This window comes from Nonomuraea sp. NPDC048882 (assembly GCF_040649755.1).
GTDB lineage: Bacteria > Actinomycetota > Actinomycetes > Streptosporangiales > Streptosporangiaceae > Nonomuraea > Nonomuraea maheshkhaliensis.
In genome coordinates, this window is the sequence record NZ_JBEZGB010000020.1 from 153,026 (window position 1) to 172,930 (window position 19,905).

Here is a 19,905-nt window from a genome sequence, read left to right on the forward strand (position 1 = left end):
GGGGTTAGTCCCGTTCGTACGGTCTGCGTCTCGACGCGGTGGGGTGTTTCGCGGCGGAACCGCCCGAACCGGCCGGCACCCGGCTCCTGACCGGACGGGCGGGCTTCTCGGGAGCCTTCTCGGAAGCCTTCTCGGGGGCCGGGGTCTTCTTCGGAACCGGGGCCTTCTCGCGGACCGGAGTCTTCTCGCGGGGCGGTGCCTTCTGGCGGGCCGGCGGCTTCTCGCGCGGCGCTTTCGCGCCGTCGGCGGCGGGCGGGGTCAGCGGGTTTCTGGGGGACGGGACCTTCGGGCCGGACGGCGGCTGCGCGGGCGGGTTGAGGCGGCGCAGGGGCCAGGCCCAGGCGAGGCGGCGGTGGGTGCCACGGCGGCGGCCCGAGACGCGGAGCGAGAGCACGATGGTCATGATCACCATGGCGGCGAGCAGCGCGGGCGGCGTGCCTAAGACGTCCAGCGGCGAGCCCTGCCCGACCCGCACGGGCGGCGGCGACGCGAACGGGCGCTCGGTCGAGCGGATCTCGTCCAGCTTGTCGGCGTTGGCCTTGACCACGCGCGGCAGGCCGTACCCGACGACCTTGTCCGTCTCCCTGGTCTTGCGCTTGAGCCAGACGCGGTCGACGTTCGCCTCGATGGTGTGGATCTTCTTGCCGCTGACGCGCTCGACCACGCCGACGTGGTCGATGCCCTTGTAGCTCTTGCCGCCGCGCCAGTCGAAGAAGACCAGCGCTCCGGGCTCGGGCTTCTGCGACCAGGCGCCCCGCTGGATGAACCAGGCCGCGTGGGAGGGCGTCCAGGCGAACTCGCCGACGTAGTCGGTGAGGCCGGACTTGTTCGCGGCCCAGGCGAGGAACATGTCGCACCAGGGCGCGTCGCGATATTGGGGGTCTTGGACGCGATCCGCGTACCACTGGCCGAACTTGGTGAACTGGCTGCTCTTCTCCTTGTAACCGAGTTCCTGCCGCACCGTCTTCAGCAGCTCGTCCGCGATCGGGTCCAGGGCGACTCCTCCCAGAAAACCGACAAATCACGATGGACTGTAATAGCGCCATCGCGAAAGTGCGCGTGTCATTCGGAAAGTGTCTTGCTATGAGCCGAAATTTCGGCAATGTGACTGCTGAGGCTGGTGTGACGCGCTACTACGATGGTCAGGCGCCGGCGCCCACGCGGAAGATGCCCGCGTCTCCCGCGCCCGGCGCGACCACGTCGGCCACGACCACGGTCACGTTGTCCGGCGAGCCGCCCTCGTTGGCCAGATCGATCAGACGCTGGACGGCCGCGGCCGGGTCTGCCACCGTGGTCAGCACCTCGTGCAGGACCTCGGGCCCGAGCACGGTCGTGAGCCCGTCGGAGCAGAGGAGGTAGCGATCATCAGGCTCGGCTTCGCGCAGCGCCATGTCCGGCTCCGCCCGGCCCTCGCTGCCCAGCACGCGCAGCACCATGGAACGACGGGGGTGCACGGCGGCCTGATCCTCCGTTATCCGTCCTTCGTCCACCATCGACTGCACAAGTGTGTGATCCTTGGTCATCTGGTAGAGAGCACCATCGCGAAGCAAGTATCCGCGGGAGTCACCGAGATGAGCCAGGGCGAACCGGTAGCCGTCCCACAGCATGGCGGTCACCGTGGTCCCCATCCCCCTGCGGGCGGGGTCGATGTCGGCCAGCTCGACCAGCCTGCGCGCCGCCTCGTGCACGGCGCCCTCCAGGGCCGCCTCCAGGTCGGAGCCCGTCTCGGGAAGCGTGGCATCCAGCTCGCGCATGACGGCGATCGCCGCCGAGCTCGCCAGCTCGCCGGCCGCGTGTCCACCCATCCCGTCAGCCACCACGAGCAACCGGCCGCTCGCATAGCCAGAATCCTCGTTCTGCTCCCTGCGGCGGCCCACGTCTGATCCGGCGGCATAGCGGATGTTGTGCTTCATACCCAGCAGTAAATCATTGGTTGAAAGACTTCACAAGCAGATGCGCTGAAGACTCTTGTGAACTACTGTGGGCTCCATGAGCCACGACCCGACCGTCAATGCCGGGGACATCGCCCGGCTCGCCGGTGTCGGGCGTGCCGCGGTGAGCAACTGGCGCCGTCGCCACGACGACTTCCCCCAGCCCATCGGCGGCACCGCCAACCAGCCGCTGTTCTCCCTGCGGCAGGTCGAGTCGTGGCTGCGGCGCTATGGGAAGTCCTACCAGGTCTCCCTGGGAGATCGGGTGTGGCAACGCCTGAAAGCCGCGGGCGATTTGCGGCTCGGCGAGCTGGTGGCCCAGGCCGGAGCCCTGCTCACCAGGGCCTCCGCCGCCGCGAGTGACGGCGCGGGATCCCGTGATGATCTGCCGGGCGCCCGCGATCCCCGCGTGGCCGGCGAGTTGGAGCCCGAGCTGGCGGAGCTCGTTCTCGAACTGGGCGAGCAGCACGGCGCGCGGGCCGCGTACGAGTTCCTGTGTGAGCGTTATCTCGAAGCCCACTCGCGGCAGTTGTCGATCACCCGCGAGGACGTCGCCGCGCTGATGGTCCGGCTCGTGAGCGCCGACGGCGCGACCCTGTTCGACCCGGCCTGCGGCGTCGGCACGCTGCTGCTCTCCCCCGCCGGTGCGGCACGGGTGCTCGGCCAGGAGCTCAGCGAGACCTCGGCCGCCATCGCCGCCGCCAGGCTGCGGCTGCGCGGCCTGGCGGCCAGGGTCGTGGCCGGCGACGCCATGCGTCACGACGGGTTCGCCGGCGAGCGCGCCGACGCGGTCGTGTGCGATCCGCCGTTCAACGAGCGGGCCTGGGGCTACGAGGAGCTGACCGGCGATCCGCGCTGGGAGTACGGCCTGCCGCCCCGTGGCGAGCCCGAGCTGGCCTGGGTGCAGCACTGCCTCACCCATGTCAAGCCGCGCGGCCTGGTCGCCATCCTGATGCCCCCGGCCGCCGCCAGCCGCAAGGCGGGCCGCCGCATCCGGGCCAACCTGCTGCGCGCGGGCGCGCTGCGCGCGGTCGTGGCGCTGCCCGGCTCCGACCTGTGGCTGCTGCGCCGCCCGGCGGCGGGTGACCGGCCACCGTCCGAGGTGCTGATCCTCGACGCCACGGCCGACCTGTCGGTGGTGGAGCCGGCCTGGCAGGCGTATCTGGAGGAACGGTCCGATCAGACCGTGCGCATCATCGACCTGCTGGCCGACGAGGTCGACATGACCCCGGCCAGGCACCAGCGGCGCGACGACCTCGGGCGGGCCTTCGCCGAGGCACGCGACCGCTTCCTCGCCGCCACCGCCGTGCCGCCGGACCTCAAGGTGCTGGAGCAGCCGCTCGACCAGCCCGCCACCACGCTGGGCGACCTGATCAAGGAAGGCCTGGTGAGCACGTCGCAGGCCCCGCCCAAGATGGCCGCCGACGGGGGCGACGTGCCGGTGCTGACCGCCGACGACGTCTTCACCGGCGGCGCGCCGTCCGGCTCGACCACCGTGCAGCAGGGGCTGGTCGCGATCAGGCCCGGCGACGTGGTGGCCTCCTACTCCGCCGTACGCGTGATGGAGGACGGCGCAGGGGCGGTGCTCGGCCCCCACCTGACCCTCTACCGGGTCGACGGCCGTCGGCTCGACCCCGACTTCCTGGCCGGCTTCCTGCGCGCGGCCGGCGGGCGGGTGACGACCGGTTCCAGCCGGTTCGACGTGCGCCGCACCCGGCTGCCCCGGCTGTCGCTGAAGGAGCAGAAGGCGTACGGCGAGGCGTTCAGGCAACTGGCGGTGCTCGACGACGCCATCCGCGAGACCTCGACGCTGGGTCAGACGCTCATCAGACTCGGTCTCGACGGCCTGGCCGACGGCCACCTCCATCCCCCCGCCCACGGGGCCCAGTGATCGGCGCAGTGATTGGCCCAGTGATCGGCGCAATGATCGCCGCCCTGTTCGCCGCACGTCGTCGCCCAGCACCGGAATCGTCTCGCTTTATGAGGCGGGCTCAGCCGTCCGACAGTGTAGTTTTTCCCGGAAGGATGCGGGAGGGACGGTAATGGTCATCGGCGACCGCTATGTGCTCGACGACCTTCCTCTTGGGCAGGGCGGCATGGGCGCGGTCTACGCGGGTCACGACCGCCACCTCGACCGGCGGGTCGCGGTGAAGCTGCTGCGGCTGCCCAGCGGGCCCGATCACGAGCTGGAGCGCAGGTTCATCCGCGAGGCGCGCATCCTGGCCAGGCTTGAGCATCCGGGCGCGCCCGTGCTCTACGACTTCGGCACCCACGAGCAGCGGCTCTACCAGGTGATGCAGTTCATCGAGGGCGTCACGGTGGCCGACGTGGTGCACGAGCACGGGCCGCTGCCCGTGCCGTGGGCGGCGGCCATCGCGGCCCAGGCGTGCGCGGTGCTGTCGGCCGCCCACGCGCTGGCGATCTGCCATCGCGACCTCAAGCCGACCAACCTCATGCTCTGCCCGGACGGCAGCGTGAAGGTGCTGGACTTCGGCCTGGCCATGCTGCGGGACGCCGACGTCACCACGTTCACCAGGATCGGGCAGATCCTGGGCACGCCGGCGTACATGGCGCCCGAGCAGATCCAGCACGGCGTGGCCGAGCCGCGCAGCGATCTCTACTCGCTCGGCTGTGTCCTGCACGAGATGCTGACCGGCCGCCAGCTCTTCACCGGGCCCACCGACTACGTGGTCTTCGAGCAGCAGGTCAAGGAGCGCCCGCCGACCATACCAGGGCTGCCGGGGCCGCTGGGCGCGCTGCTGGCGCAGTTGCTGGCCAAGCAGCCGGACGACCGTCCCGCCGACGCGAACGAGCTGTACGAGCGCCTCGACCCCTTCGCGGTGGATCTGCCCATGTTGCCCGGCTTCCTGACGCAGGCCCCGAGCCCCGGCCGCATGTACGCCCGCATGGCGGGACGCGCGCTCACCGGCTGACCGGCCGCGACCTCCCTCGCCGCCTGACCGGCCGCGACGGCTCTTTCCCGCCCTTCCCCCATGGCCCCCGGCACGCTGGGGAATCAGTGAACGCGCTCTCTCGCAGAATTCGGATCGTTATTTAACACCCGTTGACAGCAGCGTGTGAGCTCCAACAATCTCTTGAGAGAGCGCTCTCTCACTCGTCCCCCAGCTCCAACCATGGAGGGTTTCCATGACCCCTCGCATCCGGCGGCTCGGCCTGCCCGTGCTCACCGCGTCCGTCCTCGCCCTGGCGACCGCGTGCGGTGGCGGCGGCGGTGGCAACACCGCGGCGGAGTCGAGCGCCAAGCCAGGAGAGAAGATCAAACTGACCGTCGACCTGTTCGGCGACTTCGGCTTCAAGCCGCTCTACGAGGAGTACAAGAAGACGCACCCGAACGTCGAGATCGTCGAGAACGTCACGCAGTTCAACGACCACCACAGCAACCTGGTCAAGCGGCTGGCCACGAACGCCGGCGCGGGGGACGTCGCGGCGGTCGAGGTCGGCTACATCAGCACGTTCACCGCCCAGCCGGGCAAGTTCACCGACCTCAAGCAGTTCGGGCTGGACAAGCGGCAGGCCGACTACCTCGACTGGAAGTGGCAGCAGGGCCTGAGCAAGGACGGCACGCAGGTCCTCGGCCTCGGCACCGACGTGGGCGGCCTGGCCATGTGCTACCGCAAGGACCTGTTCAAGAAGGCCGGGCTGCCGGACGACCGCACGGAGGTCGCGGCGCTCTGGCCGACGTGGGATCAGTACATCGAGACCGGCAAGAAGTTCGCCGGGGCGAACGTGGCCGGCGCCAAGTTCGTGGACTCTCCCGGTGAGATCTTCCGCGCCATGGTCAACCAGGCGCCCGTCGGCCTGTACGACGCCCAGGACAACATCATCGTGGAGAGCAACCCCGAGGTGAAGAAGGCCTGGGACCTGTCGAACCGGCTCACCCAGGAGGGCCTGACCGCCAAGCTGGCGGCCTTCTCGCCCCCGTGGAACACCGGCTTCGCCAAGGGCTCGTTCGCCACGATCATCTGCCCGGCCTGGATGACCGGCTTCATCCAGGAGCAGGCCAAGGACGCCTCCGGCAAGTGGGACATCGCGGCCGTGCCCGGCGGTTCGGGCAACAGCGGCGGCTCGCACCTGATGGTGCCCAAGCAGAGCAAGCACCCGAAGGAGGCGGCCGAACTGATCGACTTCCTCACCTCCAAGGACAACCAGGCCAAGGTGTTCAAGGAGGAGGGCACCTTCCCGTCGATCCCGTCCCTCTACGACGACCCGTCCATCCAGAACTTCACCAAGCCGTTCTTCGGCGACGCCCCCATCGGCAAGATCTACTCCGAGGCCGCCAAGGCGCTCAAGCCGCAGCACCTCGGCCCGAAGGAGGCCGACGTCCGCACGGTCATCGGTAACGGCCTCGGCCGGGTCGAGCAGGGCAAGCAGACGCCGGACGAGGCGTGGGCGCAGGTGCTCGAGGACGTCAAGAAGATCAAATGAGCACCCTTCCCCTCGCGGTGTCGCGACGGCGTAGGCGCGGCGTGCGGCACACCCTCGACGTGAGGGTGTCGCCGTACGCCTACGTGGCCCCGTTCTTCCTGCTGTTCTGCGCCTTCGGCCTGTTCCCGCTGATCTACACGGCCTGGGTGAGCCTGCACGAGTGGACCCTGCTGTCGGAGACGCAGGAGTTCGTCGGAGCGGCCAACTACACGACGCTGCTCGCCGACGACTACTTCTGGAACGCCACCTTCAACACCCTGTCCATCGGCGTGCTGTCGACCGTGCCGCAGCTCGCGCTGTCGATCTGGCTGGCGCACCTGCTGAACCGGCGGCTGCGCTTCCAGACGCTGTTCCGGGTCGCGCTGCTGCTGCCCAACGTCACGAGCGTGGTGGCGGTGGTGGTGATCTTCAGTCAGCTCTTCGGCCGCGACTTCGGCATGATCAACTGGATCCTGTCCTGGTTCGGGGCCGGGAACATCGACTGGGCGGCGGGCACGGCCACCTCGCACATCGCGCTGTCGGTGATGATCATGTGGCGCTGGACCGGGTACAACGCGCTGATCTTCCTGGCGGCCATGCAGGCCGTACCGCGTGAGCTGTACGAGGCGGCCACCCTCGACGGCGCGAGCAACTTCACCCAGCTGCGCCGGATCACGATCCCGATGATCCGGCCGACGATCATCTTCGTGGTCATCGTCTCCACGATCGGCGCCATGCAGATCATCGCCGAGCCCCTGCTGTTCGGGCAGAGCAGCGGCGGCGGTGGCGGCATCGCCACGGGCGGCCCCGACCGTCAGTTCCAGACCCTGGCGCTGTACGTCTACGAGCAGGCCTTCGCGAACTCGACGTTCGACTTCGGTTACGCCTCCGCGGCGTCATGGCTGATGTTCCTGGCCGTGGTGATCGTCGCCGGGATCAACTTCCTCATCACCCGCAAGGTGAAGGGCGGTGTGCTGTGAAGCTGCGTTATCTGACGTTGACCGCGGTGGCCTTCTTCTCGGCCTTCCCGCTCTACTACAGCGTCGTGGTGGCCTCTAGGCACAACTCCGCGCTGGCCGAGGTGCCGCCGCCGCTGCTGCCCGGCGGGAACTTCTTCGCCAACGTGGCCCGGGTCTTCGACACCGTGCCCTTCGGGCTCGCGCTGGTCAACTCGGTCATCGTGGCAGGGTCGATCTCGATCGCGGTGATGTTCTTCTCGACGCTGGCCGGGTTCGCCTTCGCCAAGCTGAGGTTCAGGGGCAGGAACGTCATGCTCGTGATCACCGTCGCGACCATGATGGTCCCGGCGCAGCTCGGCATCATCCCGCTCTACATGCTCATGGTGAAGCTGGAGTGGACCGGCACCAACTACGCGCTGATCGTGCCCGCGCTGGTCAACGCGTTCGGCGTGTTCTTCATGACCCAGTACCTCTCCCGCGCCCTGCCCAACGAGCTGCTGGAGGCGGGCCGGGTGGACGGGTGCAGCACCTGGGGGCTGTTCTGGCACGTGGTGCTGCCGTCCGCGCGGCCGGCGGCGGCGGTGCTGGGCATGCTGACGTTCATGTCGGCCTGGAACGACTACTTCTGGCCGCTGGTCGTGCTGAGCCCGGACAATCCGACCGTCCAGGTGGCGCTGTCGACCTTGGCCAGTGGGTACGTCAACGACTACGTGCTCGGCCTCGCGGGCACCGCGATCGGGACCCTGCCGCTCGTGGCCGTGTTCGCCCTGTTCGGCAAGCAAATCATCGGTGGAATCATGCAAGGAGCTGTTAAGGGATGATCTTTCCCGAGGACTTCGTCTGGGGAGCCGCCACGGCCTCCTATCAGATCGAGGGGGCGGTCAAGGAGGACGGGCGGGGCCAGTCGATCTGGGACACCTTCTCCCACACCCCCGGGAACGTGGCCGACGGCGACACCGGCGACGTGGCCTGCGACCACTATCACCGCTATCGGGACGATGTCGGGCTGATGCGTGAGCTGCGGCTGGGGGCTTACCGGTTCTCCGTGGCGTGGCCGCGCATCCAGCCGGACGGCGAAGGCCCGATCAACCCGCGCGGCCTGGCGTTCTACGACCGGCTCGTGGACGAACTCCTGGCCGCCGAAATTTCGCCATATGTCACCCTTTATCACTGGGATCTGCCCCAGGCGCTGGAGGACCGTGGCGGCTGGACCGACCGCGACACCGCCTACCGCTTCGCCGACTACACCCAGGCCGTCTATGACAAGCTCGGCGACCGGGTCACCGACTGGGCGACGCTGAACGAGCCGTGGGTGGCCGCCTTCCTCGGCTACGGCAACGGCGTGCACGCGCCGGGCCGCCGCGACCCGGCCGACGCCCTGCGCTCGGCGCACCACCTGCTGCTCGGCCACGGCCTGGCGGCGCGGCGGCTGCGCGAGGCGGGGGCGCGCAGCATCATGCTGGTGGTCAACTCCGCGCCCGTGCTCACCCCGGCCCAGGTCAACGACCCCTCGGCGGTGGCCTCGGAGGCCGACGCGGCCGCCACCGACCGCATCCACGCGCTGCTCACCCGGCAGTTCCTCGACCCGGCCCTGCGCGGCACGTACCCGGAGGAGGTGCTGGCGGCCGCCGAGCGCAACGGCGGGACCGGCCACGTCAAGGACGGCGACCTGGAGCTGATCAACGCGCCCATCGACCTGATCGGCATCAACTACTACAACCCGTGCGTGGTCGAGTCGGGCCCAGGGCTGCCCGCCGACGCCGCGTGGCCGGGCTCGGAGGACGTCAAGTTCGCCGCCGCGGACGCACCCACGACCGCGATGGGCTGGCCGATCGTCCCCGACGGCCTGTCCCGGCTACTCATCCGGCTCTCCAAGGACTATCCGCAGGTCGGACTCATGGTGACCGAGAACGGCGCGGCCTTCGACGACGTCGTGGAGGACGGGCGCGTGCACGACGACGATCGGGTGGCCTACCTCGACGGGCACCTGCGTGAGGTGCACAAGGCCATCGAGGCGGGCGCCGACCTGCGCGGATACCTGGTGTGGTCGCTGCTCGACAACTTCGAGTGGGCCGAGGGCTACCGGCGCCGGTTCGGCATCGTGCACGTCGACTACGCCACGCAGACCCGGACGCCCAAGGACAGTGCGCTGTGGTACCGGGACGTCATCGGCCGCAACGGGCTGTAGATTTTTGCCCGTGCTCTCCCTTCTGAGACAGTCATGAGACGCCCGACCCTGGAGGCGGTCGCCGCCCGGGCGGGTGTCTCGCGTGCCACCGCGTCCCGGGTGGTCAACGGGCAGACGACGGTGGCCCCCCACATCCGCGACGCGGTGCAGCGCGCGATCGACGAGCTGGGCTACGTGCCCAACTCGGCGGCCCGCAGCCTGGTCACCCAGCGCACCGACTCGGTCGCCCTGGTGGTCAGCGAGCCGGGCACCCGCGTCTTCTCCGAGGACCCGCTGTTCTCCACCGCCATCAGGTCCGCCTCGATGGAGTTGGAGGCGATCAACAAGCAGGTCGTGCTGATGCTGGCGTCCTCACCCAAGAGTCACGCCAGGGTGGAGCGTTACATCTCCGGCGGTCACGTCGACGGCGTGATGCTGCTGTCCATGCACGGCGCCGACCCGCTGCCGTCCGCGCTGTCCCGGCTGCGCGTCCCCGTCGTCTCGTACGGGCGGCCCGCCGTTCCCGTCGACATCCCCTTCGTCGACAACGACAACGTGGGCGGGGCCGAGGCCGGGGTGCGGCACCTGGTGGAGGGCGGGCGGCGCAGGATCGCCACGATCGCCGGGCCGCAGGACATGATCGCCGGCCAGGACCGGCTGTCCGGCTACCGCAACGTGCTGCGCGACTCCGACCGCCGCTCGATCGTGGCCGTCGGCGACTTCACCCGCGAGTCAGGGGCGGTGGCCATGCGCCAGCTCCTCGGCGACGATCCCGGGCTCGACGCCGTCTTCGTGGCCAACGACCTGATGGCGGTCGGGGCGCTGCAGTCGCTGCGGCAGGCGGGCCGGCGGGTGCCGGACGACGTGGCCGTGGTGGGCTTCGACGACATCGAGGCGGCGAAATACACCGAGCCGCCGCTGACGACGCTGCGGCATCCGGTCACGGAGCAGGCGGCGGCCATGGTGCGGCTGCTGCTCAACCTCTTCGAGGGCGGGCCGACCGATCCGATCATCCTGCCCACGGAGCTCGTGGTCAGAGAGTCCGCCTGAGCATGGTCTCCCGCGCCGCCGCCGGATCCGCCGACGGGCCCGCCGCAGTGCTCGCCGCTGTGTCCACCGCCGTGTCCGCTGCCGTCGCTCTGGCGGAGGAGCACGGCGTGCGGGTGCGGGAGCCGGTCGTGCTCAACGACTCCTTCAACCTGCGCGTCCACCTGCGGCCCGCGCCGATCGTGGCGCGGATCCCCACCGTCACCGCGCTCGGCCGTCCCCGGCCCGCCGAGGCGCTGGAACGCGAGCTGGCCGTCGCGTCCTACCTGCACGCGTCCGGGGCGCCGGTGGTGCCGCCGAGCGACCTGCTGCCCCCTGGGCCGCACGTACGGGACGGGGTGACGCTGTCCCTCTGGGCCTACGCCGAGCACGATCCAGGCCACGTGCCGACACCGGACACGGCCGGGCGGATGCTGGCCGAGCTGCACGCGGTCCTGCGCGCGTTCCCCGGCGAGCTGCCGCTGCTCGGGCCGGTGCTCCAGGAGCCGGTACGGCTGCTGGAGCTGCTCTCGGGCAAGATCGACCCCGAGGCGCTGGACCGCCTCCGCACCGCCCACGCCGCCCTGGCGGAACGCCTCGGCGCCGGCCTCAGCACCGGGCAGGGCGGGCAGGCGGGCGGGGACGTCCGGACGAGCGGAGCCGAGCAGGCGCCGCCGGCGCAGGTCGTGCACGGGGACGCGCATCCGGGCAATCTGCTGGCCACGCCGGCCGGGCCGCTGTGGAACGACTTCGAGGAGTGCATGTCCGCGCCCGTGGGATGGGACCTGGCCTGCCTGTCGCGGACGACCCGCCTCGACGGGCGGGCAGCCGTGCGGGCGTACGGGGCCGATCCCGACGACCCGGAGCTGCGCACGTTCGTCGCGGCGCGCGGGCTGCAGGGCACGCTGTGGGTGCTGGTCAGGGCGCTGCGCTTCCCCGAGCACGCCGCCGGCGCCCGAGCCGCCCTGGATGCCTGGCTCCGCGACCCCAGCGGCGCCACCCGCTGACCAACGGCTGACGGGACGGACCCGCCGCTGGCAGCCGGAGTTGACCCCCGCCGCCGACCGACGGCTGAGGAGTCAGACGCGGAAGACCCGGAGCTGGAGCGCCAGGGTCGAGTAGTAGCCGACCAGCGTGGTCAGCTCGAACAGCTCCCGTTCCCCCAGCACCGCGTACTCCTCGTCGTCCAGATCCCCCTTCGTCACCAGGGCGCGGGCCACCCGCAGCACCGCCGCCTCCCCCGGATCGGACAAGGCCGGCGGCGAGCCGGCGCGCAACGCCCGCAACTGCTCCTCGGTGAAGCCCAGACCGCGGGCGATGGGCTCGTGGGCCGCCTGCTCGAACGCGCTGTCCTGGTGCCCGGCCACCACCAGGATCGCCAGCTCCCGCGCCCGGTCGGTGAGCGTCGAGCGGTAGCGGAGCGCCGCCCCGAGCTCCTGCAGCGGATCGCCCACGGGCGGGCTGAGCAACATCGCGTTGAACGGCCCGGTGAGTCCGCCCTCCCCGTCGACCATGAACCCGCCGCGCGGACCCGAGGTGATCTTGTCGTAGAGCGTCCTCGTCTCGGCGTCCAGGTCGTGCGGGAGCGTTCTGCGCAGCCGTGGGGTCACTCTGGTTCCCTCTCCTCGGGGCGTTCACCGTCGTCGCCTGGAGGATACGACGGCCGGGCCCGCGCGGAGGCGGCCCCTACGTTGACACCGTAAACAATCGCCGTTTACGGTGTATACATGATTCGGGGGAAATTAGCGGTGACGTACTCGGTCGTGGCGCTCGCCGCCTCGGCCGGGCTGTTCTTCCTCGGCACCGGCTTCGCGCCGATCCCGGCGCTGACGTGGATCGCGCCTCTGCCGATCCTCTGGCTGGCGCCCAGGGTGAGCGGCCGGACGGCCTACGGAGTCACCTTTCTGGCCTATCTGCTGGGGCTGGCCGGGCAGATCGAGTTCTTTCTCCGGACGCCGTCGGTGCCGCTGCCGGTCGGGATGCTCATCGTGGTGGGCAGCTCGCTGCTGTTCGGCCTGCCGGTGCTGCTCTTCCGCGCGCTCGTGCGGCGCGGGCGTCCGACGGCGGCGGCGTTCGCCGCGCCGGCGCTCTGGGTGGCCGCCCTGCACCTGTTCACGCTGGTCAACCCGTCGGGGATCATCTGGCCGCTGGCCACCAACCAGGCCGAGGTGCCGGTCGTCGTCCAGCTCGCCTCAGTGACGGGGGCCTGGGGCGTGGAGTTCCTGGTGCTGTTCGTGCCGTGCGCGGTGGCGGCGCTGCTGTCGCCGGGGGCGGACGCGCGGGCCCGGCTGCGCGGCGGGCTGGCGGCCGTGCTGGTCTGCGGGCTCGCGCTGGGGTTCGGAGCGTGGCGACTGGCCGGCGCCGGCGACGACGGCTCGCGGCGGGTGGCGGTGCTGGCCGCGACCAGGTACCAGTGGGCGCCGGACGCCGCGAGCGCGGGCGGGCGTGATCTGGTGCGTTCGTACGTCGAGCAGATCGCGGCCCTGCCCGGCGGAGTGCGTACGGTGGTGCTGCCCGAGGGGGCGTTCGGCACCGACGAGACCAGCCTGCCCACCGTGGTCGGCCCGCTCGCGGAGGCCGGGCGGGCACGCGGCACCGACGTGGTGGTGGGAGTCGTGCACAAGGCTCCCGGGCTCAAGTACAACTACTCGGTGCTGCTCCCCGCCGACGGGACGAAGCACGTGTACTACGCGAAGTGGCACTTCGCGCCGGGCGCTCCGTTCAGAAAGGGCACAGAGCTCGCGTTCTCCAGTGATGGGCTGGTCGGCCTGGCGAACTGCATGGACCTCAACTTCCCCGACCCCAGCCGGGGCTACGGGCGGGCGGGGGCGCGGCTGCTGGCGGTGCCCGCGGCCGACGAGTACGGCAACGGCTGGCAGCACAGCCGGATGGGGCTGCTGCGCGGGGTGGAGAGTGGGTTCTCGCTGGCCTGGGCGGCGCAGTGGGGCACACCGATGATCTCCGACCCGTGGGGGCGGGTGCTGGCCTCGGCCGACACGGAGGGGACGCGCGAGCCGTTCGTCACGGCCGTCGCCGACGTGCCCGCCGGGCCCTCAGGACCCACGTTCTACGCGCGCTTCGGCGACTGGTTCGGCTGGGTGTGCGTGGGCATGACGCTGGCCGCACTGCTCGTCATCCGCCGCAGGCGCCCGTCAGCCCGTACGGGAGAGTCCCGCACGACGCGCGGGAATGGGGACGGCGCGAGCCGGGCCGTCCCCGAGCGAAGCCAAGCCTGACCGGGCCCACCGGCGAAAGGCCCTGAGCGCCCCCGGGCGGCGGCAGGACCGCCCGGGGGCCGTCAGGTCCGTCAGTCAGGTCAGGTCAGCCAGGCGGTGGTGTCCGAGGGCAGCAGGCCGTCCTCGATCGGGCCGCTGGCCAGCACGACCGTGGTGCCCGCGGGCAGTGGGATCGGGTCCTGGCCCAGGTTCGTGACGCTGGTCAGGCCCGAGTCGCGGGTGAAGGCCAGCACCTCCTCCCCCAGCGGCAGCCAGGTCAGCGTCCCGTCCCCGAGCAGCCTGCGCCGCAGCTCCAGGCCCCTGCGGTAGAGGTTGAGCATCGAGTCGAGGTCCGTCCGCTGGGCCTCGGCCGTCAGCTTGCGCCAGCTCTCCGGCTGCGGCAGCCAGGGTGTCCCGTCGCCGAACCCGAACGGGGGCTCGTCGCCTGACCACGGCAACGGGATGCGACAGCCGTCGCGCCCCGGGTTGGTGCCGCCCGAGCGGGCGTACATCGGGTCCTGACGCAGCTCGTCCGGCAGGTCTTCCACCTCCGGCAGGCCCAGCTCCTCGCCCTGGTAGACGTAGAGCGAGCCGGGCAGGGCCATGGCCAGCAGCGCCGCGGCGCGGGCCCGGCGGTAGCCCAGTTCGGGGTCCGACGGGGTGCCGTGCAGGGCTCCGCCGTGCGCGAACGAGGTGTCGGCGCGGCCGTACCGGGTGACCGGCCTGGTCACGTCGTGGTTGGACAGCACCCACGTCGGCGGGGCGCCGACCGGGGTGTGCGTGGCCAGCGTCAGCTCGATCGACCTGCGCAGGTCGGCCGGGTCCCAGGCGCAGGACAGGAAGTCGAAGTTGAAGGCCGTGTGCAGCTCGTCGGGGCGGAGGTAGAGCGCGAAACGCTCCTGATCGGGGAGCCATACCTCCCCGATCAGGACGCGCTCGCCATACTCGTCGGCCACCTCGCGCCACCGGCGGTAGACGTCGTGGACCTCGTCGAGGTCTTCGTACGCGGTGTCGGACTTGATCAGCAGCGCCGCCGAGTCGATGCGGACGCCGTCCACGCCGCGGTCGAACCAGAAGCGCAGCACGTCCTCGAACTCCCGGTGCACCTCGGGGTTCGTCCAGTTGAAGTCCGGCTGCTCGGGAGCGAACAGGTGCAGATACCACTGGCCGTCGGGGAGCTGCGTCCACGCCGGGCCGCCGAAGATCGACTGCCAGTCGTTGAGCGGCTCGTCGGCGAACCAGAACCGGTCCCGGGCGGCCGGGTCCGCCAGGGCCTCCTTGAACCAGGCGCTCTCGGTGGAGCTGTGGTTCGGGACCACGTCGATGATGACCTTGACGTCGAGGTCGTGCGCCTCCTGGATGAAGCGCTCGGCCTCGCCGAGCGTGCCGAAGACGGGCTCGATGTCCCGGTAGTCGGCCACGTCGTAGCCGCCGTCGGCCATCGGCGACGGGTACCACGGGTTGAGCCAGATGGCGTCGATCCCGAGTTCCTTCAGGTACGGCAGGCGGGCGCGCAGGCCGGCGAGGTCTCCCACGCCGTCGCCGTTCCCGTCGGCGAAGCTACGCAGGTAGACCTGGTAGATCGCGGCCCCCCGCCACCACGTTTGCGACATGCGCTCATCCCTTGATGCTTCCGGCGGTCAGGCCCGCCATGATGTGCCGTTGGAAGATGAAGAAAACAACGATCATGGGAATGCTGGTGATCAGCAGACCGCCCATGACCTGGTTCTGGGTGACGGCGCCGGCCGTCTGCGACAGGCCCACGCTGATCGTCATCTTGTCGCTGTCGGTCATGACCAGCAGCGGCCAGACGAAGTCCTTGAACGAGGTGACGATCGTGAAGATCGAGACCACGCCCAGGATGGGCCTGGAGATGGGCAGGACCACCGAGCGCAGGATGCGCACCGGCCCCGCCCCGTCGATCTGCGCGGCCTCGATCAGTTCCCTGGGGATCGAGTCGAAGAAGCGCTTGAGCAGGAAGATGTTGAAGCCGTTGGCCGCCGCGGGCAGCCACAGCGCCCACGGGTTGTTCAGCAGGCCCAGGTCGACGACCGTGACGTACAGCGGGATCAGCACGACCATCGCCGGGATCATCAGCGTGGCCAGCATCATGGCGAGGATGACGTTGCCGAACATCGGCCGCAGCTTCGACAGCGCGTACGCCGCCGAGACGTCCACGGCCATGCAGACGACCCAGCCGCCGAGCGAGTAGTAGGCGGTGTTCACCAGCAGCGTGCCGATGTCGAACAGGTCCCACGCCTCGAAGAACGCGTCCGTGCTCGGCTCGGCCGGCACGAGCGTCGGCGGCATCTGCGCCAGCTCCTCCGGCGTCTTCAGCGCGCCCGTCACCATCCAGTAGAGCGGGAAGACGAAGGCCAGCGTGAACGTCACCAGTACCGCGGCCAGCACGAGCCAGTAGATCCGCCGGCCCCACCTGCTGTTGAGCTGATGAGGCGAGACGATCGTGCGGAACTGCACCTCGATGGGCTTCGGCGACCTCTTCCTGCCCCGCTTGTGCCCGGTGGTCGCCCGGGCCCCGACGGAGATCACGCCTTGTCCTCCCTGGTCAGCCGGAGCTGGAAGGCCGCGAAGACGAGCAGCACGATCATCAGCATCATGCCGAGCGCCCCGGCCGAGCCGTAGTCCTGCAGCGTGAACGCGTTCTGGAACATCAGGTACGCGACCGTGACCGTCGCGTTCTCCGGCCCGCCGCCGGTGAGCATGTACGGCTCGATGAACACCTGCATGGTCGCCACGATCTGCAGCATGAGCATGAGCAGCAGGATCAGCCGGGTCTGCGGGATCGTGACGTGCCTGATCCGCTTCCAGATGCCGGCGCCGTCGAGCTCGGCCGCCTCGTACAGCTCGGGCGGGATGTTCTGCAGCGCGGCCAGGTAGATCAGCGTCGCGCTGCCCATGTTCATCCAGGTCGAGACGATGACCAGGGAGATCAGGGCGGTGGACGAGCTGTCCAGCCAGGCCAGCGGCGGCAGGCCGAGGACGTCGAGCATCTGGTTGAACAGCCCGGGCCCCGGGTCGTAGAACCACCTGAACAGCAGCACCGCCACGATCGGCGGCAGCATGACCGGCAGGTAGACCACGAACCGCAGGTAGGCCCGGGCGTGGCGCAGCTCGTTGAGCACGAGCGCGACGACGAACGGCACGGCATAGCCGCACAGCAGGGCGAGGAGCGTGAACTCCAGGGTGTTCAGCCAGGCTTCGCCGAAGGCCGGGTCCAGGAAGGCCGTCTTGAAGTTGTCCAGGCCCACCCAGATCGGCTCGTTGATCAGGTCGGTCTTCTGGAAGCTCAGGATGAACTCCCTGACCATCGGATACCAGGCGAACACCGTGAAGCAGGCCAGCGCCGCGCACAGGAACCCGTAGGCCGTCAGGTTGCGCCTCAAGATCTGCATACGGGTCAGCCCTTGGCCGCCAGCACCGAGTTGGCCTTGGTCTCGGCGTCCGCGAGCAGCTGGTCGATGTCGGCTTCCTTACGGCTCAGGACGCCCGACATCGGCACGTCGAGGATGGCGTACAGCTCCTGGGCGTGCACCGGCTCGGCCTTCGGCGGGATCGTGCCGGCCGCCTCGACGTAGGAGGCGTAGTTCTCGACCGGGAGCGAGGCGTTCTTGACCCGGTCGGCCTGGATGGCCTGGCCGGTCGGCGAGTCGCCGAAGACGGCGTTGTCCGGGACGCCGACGGGGTTGCCGATGCTCTTGCCGCGGGCGAAGTCGAAGCGGCCCTTGCCGACGGTGTTGAAGCGGAAGTCGATCCACTCCAGCGCGGCCTTGGCCTCCTCAGGCGTGGCCTTCGGGTTGATCATGAACGCTTCGCCGCCGCTGAGCGACGCCTTGGCCTCGGGGAAGCCGGTGATGCCGTAGTCGGCCACGTTGCCCTTGAACTTGTTCACCACGTCGGTGACCACGTCGGGCGCGCCGAGCATCATGCCGACCTTGCCGCTGCCCATGGCGACCATGAGCGACTCCCAGCCGACCAGCAGTTTGGTGCCCATGCTGTTGTCCACCCAGCGCATGTCGTGCAGGGTCTGCAGCACGGCCTTGCCTTCGGGCGAGTTGAACGCGGCCTTCTTGTCGTCGGGGGTCAGGATGCTGCCGCCGCGGCCGTAGACGGCCTGGGTGAAGTGCCAGCCGCCGGTGTTGCCGCCGGAGTACTCGCCGAAGCCGACGTGTCCCGCGCCGAGCCCGGCGATCTTCTTGGCCGCCTCGCGGACTTCGGCCCAGGTCTTCGGCGGGCTGTTGGGGTCGAGCCCGGCCTTGGTGAACAGGGCGCGGTTGTAGACCAGGCCGACGCTGTAGTGCACGTTGGGGACGCCGTAGACCTTGCCGTCCTTGGTGAGCAGTTCCTTGTGGTCGGCGCGCAGGTCGTTCCAGTTCTTGATGGCGCTCGTGTACGGCGTGATGTCCAGCGCCTGGCCCTTGCCGATCACGTCGTTGTAGTTGGTCACGGGCACCACGAAGGCCGTCTCCATCTGGCCGCCCGCCAGCTTGGGACCGAACGTCTTGGGGTCGAAGCACGGCTGCTGGTCCGTGCTCTTGACCGTCACGCCGGGATGGTCCTTCATGAACGTCGCCACGTCGTCGTCCCAGGCCTGCCGTTCCTTCGGCGCGGACTTCGCCGGCTGGCAGGCCACCGTGATCGAGACGGCCTTGGCGCCGCCGCCGGCCGCGGGGGCGGGCGGCTCGCCCGAGCCACAAGCCGCCGTGGTCGCCAGCGCCAGCACGGTTACGAGCGAGAGTCCGGTGGATCTCTGCATGGTCAGACCCTTCTGATGCGAGGTGCCCACACCATAGGTTCAGCGACCGAAGGGCGCAATATTTCGACTTCATATTGCAAGATAACGACTCCGTCACGCCGCATGCGTCCGCAGGCCCGCCCCAGCCGAGGGGACGGGCCTGCGGCGGTCCGGGGTCAGGCGCCGGCGCGGGCGGTGGAGGCGCGGACGACCAGCTCGGGCTCGAAGAGGAGCTCGTCGGCGGGCACCACGGCCTTGTCGATCTGGGCGACCAGGAGGTCGACCGCGGCACGGCCCATGGCGTCGATGGGCTGGCGGACGGTGGTCAGCGGCGGCTCGGTGCAGTTCATCAGGGCCGAGTCGTCGAAGCCGATGACCGAGATGTCGGCCGGAACGGAGAGGCCGGCCCGGCGGGCGGCGCGCACGGTGCCGAGCGCGAGCAGGTCGCTGGCGCAGATCACGCCGGTGACCCCGCGCCTGACCAGCCGGGCGGCGGCCGCGTGCCCGCCCTCCAGCGAGAACATCGTGTGCTCGACCAGCTCCGCGTCGCCGCCCTGCGCCTGGAACGTCTCCAGCTTGCGCCGCGAGGGCATGTGGTCCTTGGGCCCGAGCACCATGCCGATCCGCTCGTGGCCGAGCGCCCGCAGGTGGGCGATGGCCATTTCGGCGGCCACCACGTCGTCGCACGACACCTGGGGGAAGTCGAGGTGCTGGACGGCGGCGTTGACCAGGACCGTGGGCAGCTTGCGCTCGTGCAGCAGCTCGTAGTGCCCGTGCGCGGCGTCGGCCTGGGCGTACAGGCCGCCGGCGAAGACCACGCCGCTGACCTGCTGCTGGAGCAGGAGGTCCACGTAGTCGGCCTCGGAGACGCCGCCGACCGTGCGGGTGCACAGCACCGAGGTGAAGCCCTGCTGCGCCAGGGCGCCGCCGACGACTTCCGCGAAGGCGGGGAAGATCGGGTTCTGCAGCTCGGGGAGCACCAGGCCGACCAGCCGGGCACGGTCGCCGCGCAGCTGGGTGGGGCGTTCGTAGCCGAGCACGTCGAGCGCGGTCAGCACGGCCTCGCGGGTCGCGTCGGACACCCCGGGCTTGCCGTTGAGCACGCGGCTCACGGTCGCCTCGCTCACCCCGACCTTCTTGGCCACCTCTGCGAGTCGTCGTGTCATGCGCAAACTATACGGCTATCCACGCAAGCGCTTGCAACCGCTTACGTAGATCGGACGTCGTCGTTTGCGCCACGCCCACGGCGGACTTCCTGCCATTCCCCGCTTCCTGACCAGGACTTCTGAACAGCACGGCACGACGTGATTCAGTCGAATGTTTGCGCAATCTCATCGAAATATTGCGGCTATCTGCTCGACATCTTATGGTTCGGCCATCCGCCTGACCCGAAGGGCCACCCCCATGAGAGCACTGCTTGCCGCCCTTG

The 19,905-nt window shown here is 70.1% G+C and carries 17 protein-coding genes; 9 read left to right on the forward strand and 8 right to left on the reverse strand.

The genetic code is table 11. The features are described 5' to 3' along the window. Positions 1-4 precede the first annotated feature (4 nt). Together AB0C27_RS46740 and AB0C27_RS46745 are read right to left on the reverse strand one after the other, a co-directional pair. Positions 5-961 (reverse strand): CHAP domain-containing protein, encoded by a 957-nt coding sequence (locus AB0C27_RS46740; protein WP_357859439.1) that lies wholly within the window; start codon positions 959-961, stop codon positions 5-7. 181 nt (positions 962-1,142) lie between these two features. Next, a complete protein-coding gene (locus AB0C27_RS46745; RefSeq protein ID WP_346105901.1) occupies positions 1,143-1,913 on the reverse strand; it encodes a protein phosphatase 2C domain-containing protein in 771 nt (256 codons plus the stop codon). A gap of 76 nt (positions 1,914-1,989) precedes the next feature. On the opposite strand from AB0C27_RS46745, the gene AB0C27_RS46750 reads away from it, so the two are divergent. The 8 genes from AB0C27_RS46750 (at position 1,990) to AB0C27_RS46785 (ending at position 11,515) form a co-directional block, all read left to right on the forward strand. Then, the gene (locus AB0C27_RS46750; protein ID WP_357859442.1) at positions 1,990-3,822 is read left to right on the forward strand and encodes an N-6 DNA methylase; all 1,833 of its coding nucleotides are present in this window, start codon (positions 1,990-1,992) and stop codon (positions 3,820-3,822) included. Positions 3,823-3,973: 151 nt separating this feature from the next. After that, complete coding sequence (locus AB0C27_RS46755; RefSeq protein WP_357859445.1) at positions 3,974-4,864, forward strand: serine/threonine-protein kinase; 891 nt, start codon at positions 3,974-3,976, stop codon at positions 4,862-4,864. Between the two features lie 214 nt (positions 4,865-5,078). Continuing rightward, positions 5,079-6,377, forward strand: a complete 1,299-nt coding sequence (locus AB0C27_RS46760) for an ABC transporter substrate-binding protein (protein ID WP_357859448.1) — start codon at positions 5,079-5,081, stop codon at positions 6,375-6,377. Then, entirely contained in the window at positions 6,374-7,336 is a 963-nt protein-coding gene (locus tag AB0C27_RS46765) for a sugar ABC transporter permease (protein WP_357859451.1), read from the forward strand. The genes AB0C27_RS46760 and AB0C27_RS46765 overlap by 4 nt, the downstream gene beginning before the upstream one ends. Beyond that, positions 7,333-8,136, forward strand: a complete 804-nt coding sequence (locus tag AB0C27_RS46770) for a carbohydrate ABC transporter permease (protein WP_357859454.1) — start codon at positions 7,333-7,335, stop codon at positions 8,134-8,136. The genes AB0C27_RS46765 and AB0C27_RS46770 overlap by 4 nt, the downstream gene beginning before the upstream one ends. Beyond that, entirely contained in the window at positions 8,133-9,503 is a 1,371-nt protein-coding gene (locus tag AB0C27_RS46775) for a GH1 family beta-glucosidase (protein WP_357859457.1), read from the forward strand. The genes AB0C27_RS46770 and AB0C27_RS46775 overlap by 4 nt, the downstream gene beginning before the upstream one ends. 33 nt (positions 9,504-9,536) lie before the next feature. Further along, positions 9,537-10,532, forward strand: coding sequence for a LacI family DNA-binding transcriptional regulator (locus tag AB0C27_RS46780; RefSeq protein WP_357859460.1), 996 nt, complete (start codon positions 9,537-9,539; stop codon positions 10,530-10,532). Between the two features lie 2 nt (positions 10,533-10,534). Continuing rightward, positions 10,535-11,515: an aminoglycoside phosphotransferase family protein gene (locus AB0C27_RS46785; RefSeq protein ID WP_357859463.1), complete on the forward strand. Its 981-nt coding sequence runs from the start codon at positions 10,535-10,537 to the stop codon at positions 11,513-11,515. A gap of 72 nt (positions 11,516-11,587) precedes the next feature. Here the strand turns inward: AB0C27_RS46785 and AB0C27_RS46790 are convergent, their stop codons facing one another. Continuing rightward, complete coding sequence (locus AB0C27_RS46790) at positions 11,588-12,118, reverse strand: carboxymuconolactone decarboxylase family protein (RefSeq protein WP_357859466.1); 531 nt, start codon at positions 12,116-12,118, stop codon at positions 11,588-11,590. A 138-nt stretch (positions 12,119-12,256) separates the two neighbouring features. Between AB0C27_RS46790 and AB0C27_RS46795 the strand changes: the two genes are divergently transcribed. After that, a complete protein-coding gene (locus tag AB0C27_RS46795; protein ID WP_357859469.1) occupies positions 12,257-13,744 on the forward strand; it encodes a nitrilase-related carbon-nitrogen hydrolase in 1,488 nt (495 codons plus the stop codon). Between the two features lie 80 nt (positions 13,745-13,824). On the opposite strand, the gene AB0C27_RS46800 is transcribed toward AB0C27_RS46795, so the two are convergent. From AB0C27_RS46800 to AB0C27_RS46820, 5 genes are all read right to left on the reverse strand, one after another. Next, positions 13,825-15,336, reverse strand: coding sequence for a glycoside hydrolase family 13 protein (locus AB0C27_RS46800; protein WP_357859472.1), 1,512 nt, complete (start codon positions 15,334-15,336; stop codon positions 13,825-13,827). Between the two features lie 4 nt (positions 15,337-15,340). Continuing rightward, a complete protein-coding gene (locus AB0C27_RS46805; protein ID WP_357859475.1) occupies positions 15,341-16,273 on the reverse strand; it encodes a carbohydrate ABC transporter permease in 933 nt (310 codons plus the stop codon). Beyond that, complete coding sequence (locus AB0C27_RS46810) at positions 16,270-17,136, reverse strand: sugar ABC transporter permease (RefSeq protein WP_357859478.1); 867 nt, start codon at positions 17,134-17,136, stop codon at positions 16,270-16,272. Before AB0C27_RS46810 ends, AB0C27_RS46805 begins: the two co-directional genes overlap by 4 nt. A 5-nt stretch (positions 17,137-17,141) precedes the next feature. Continuing rightward, positions 17,142-18,497: an extracellular solute-binding protein gene (locus AB0C27_RS46815; RefSeq protein ID WP_357859481.1), complete on the reverse strand. Its 1,356-nt coding sequence runs from the start codon at positions 18,495-18,497 to the stop codon at positions 17,142-17,144. Positions 18,498-18,652: 155 nt separating this feature from the next. After that, the gene (locus tag AB0C27_RS46820) at positions 18,653-19,642 is read right to left on the reverse strand and encodes a LacI family DNA-binding transcriptional regulator (protein ID WP_357859484.1); all 990 of its coding nucleotides are present in this window, start codon (positions 19,640-19,642) and stop codon (positions 18,653-18,655) included. Between the last annotated feature and the right edge of the window lie 263 nt (positions 19,643-19,905).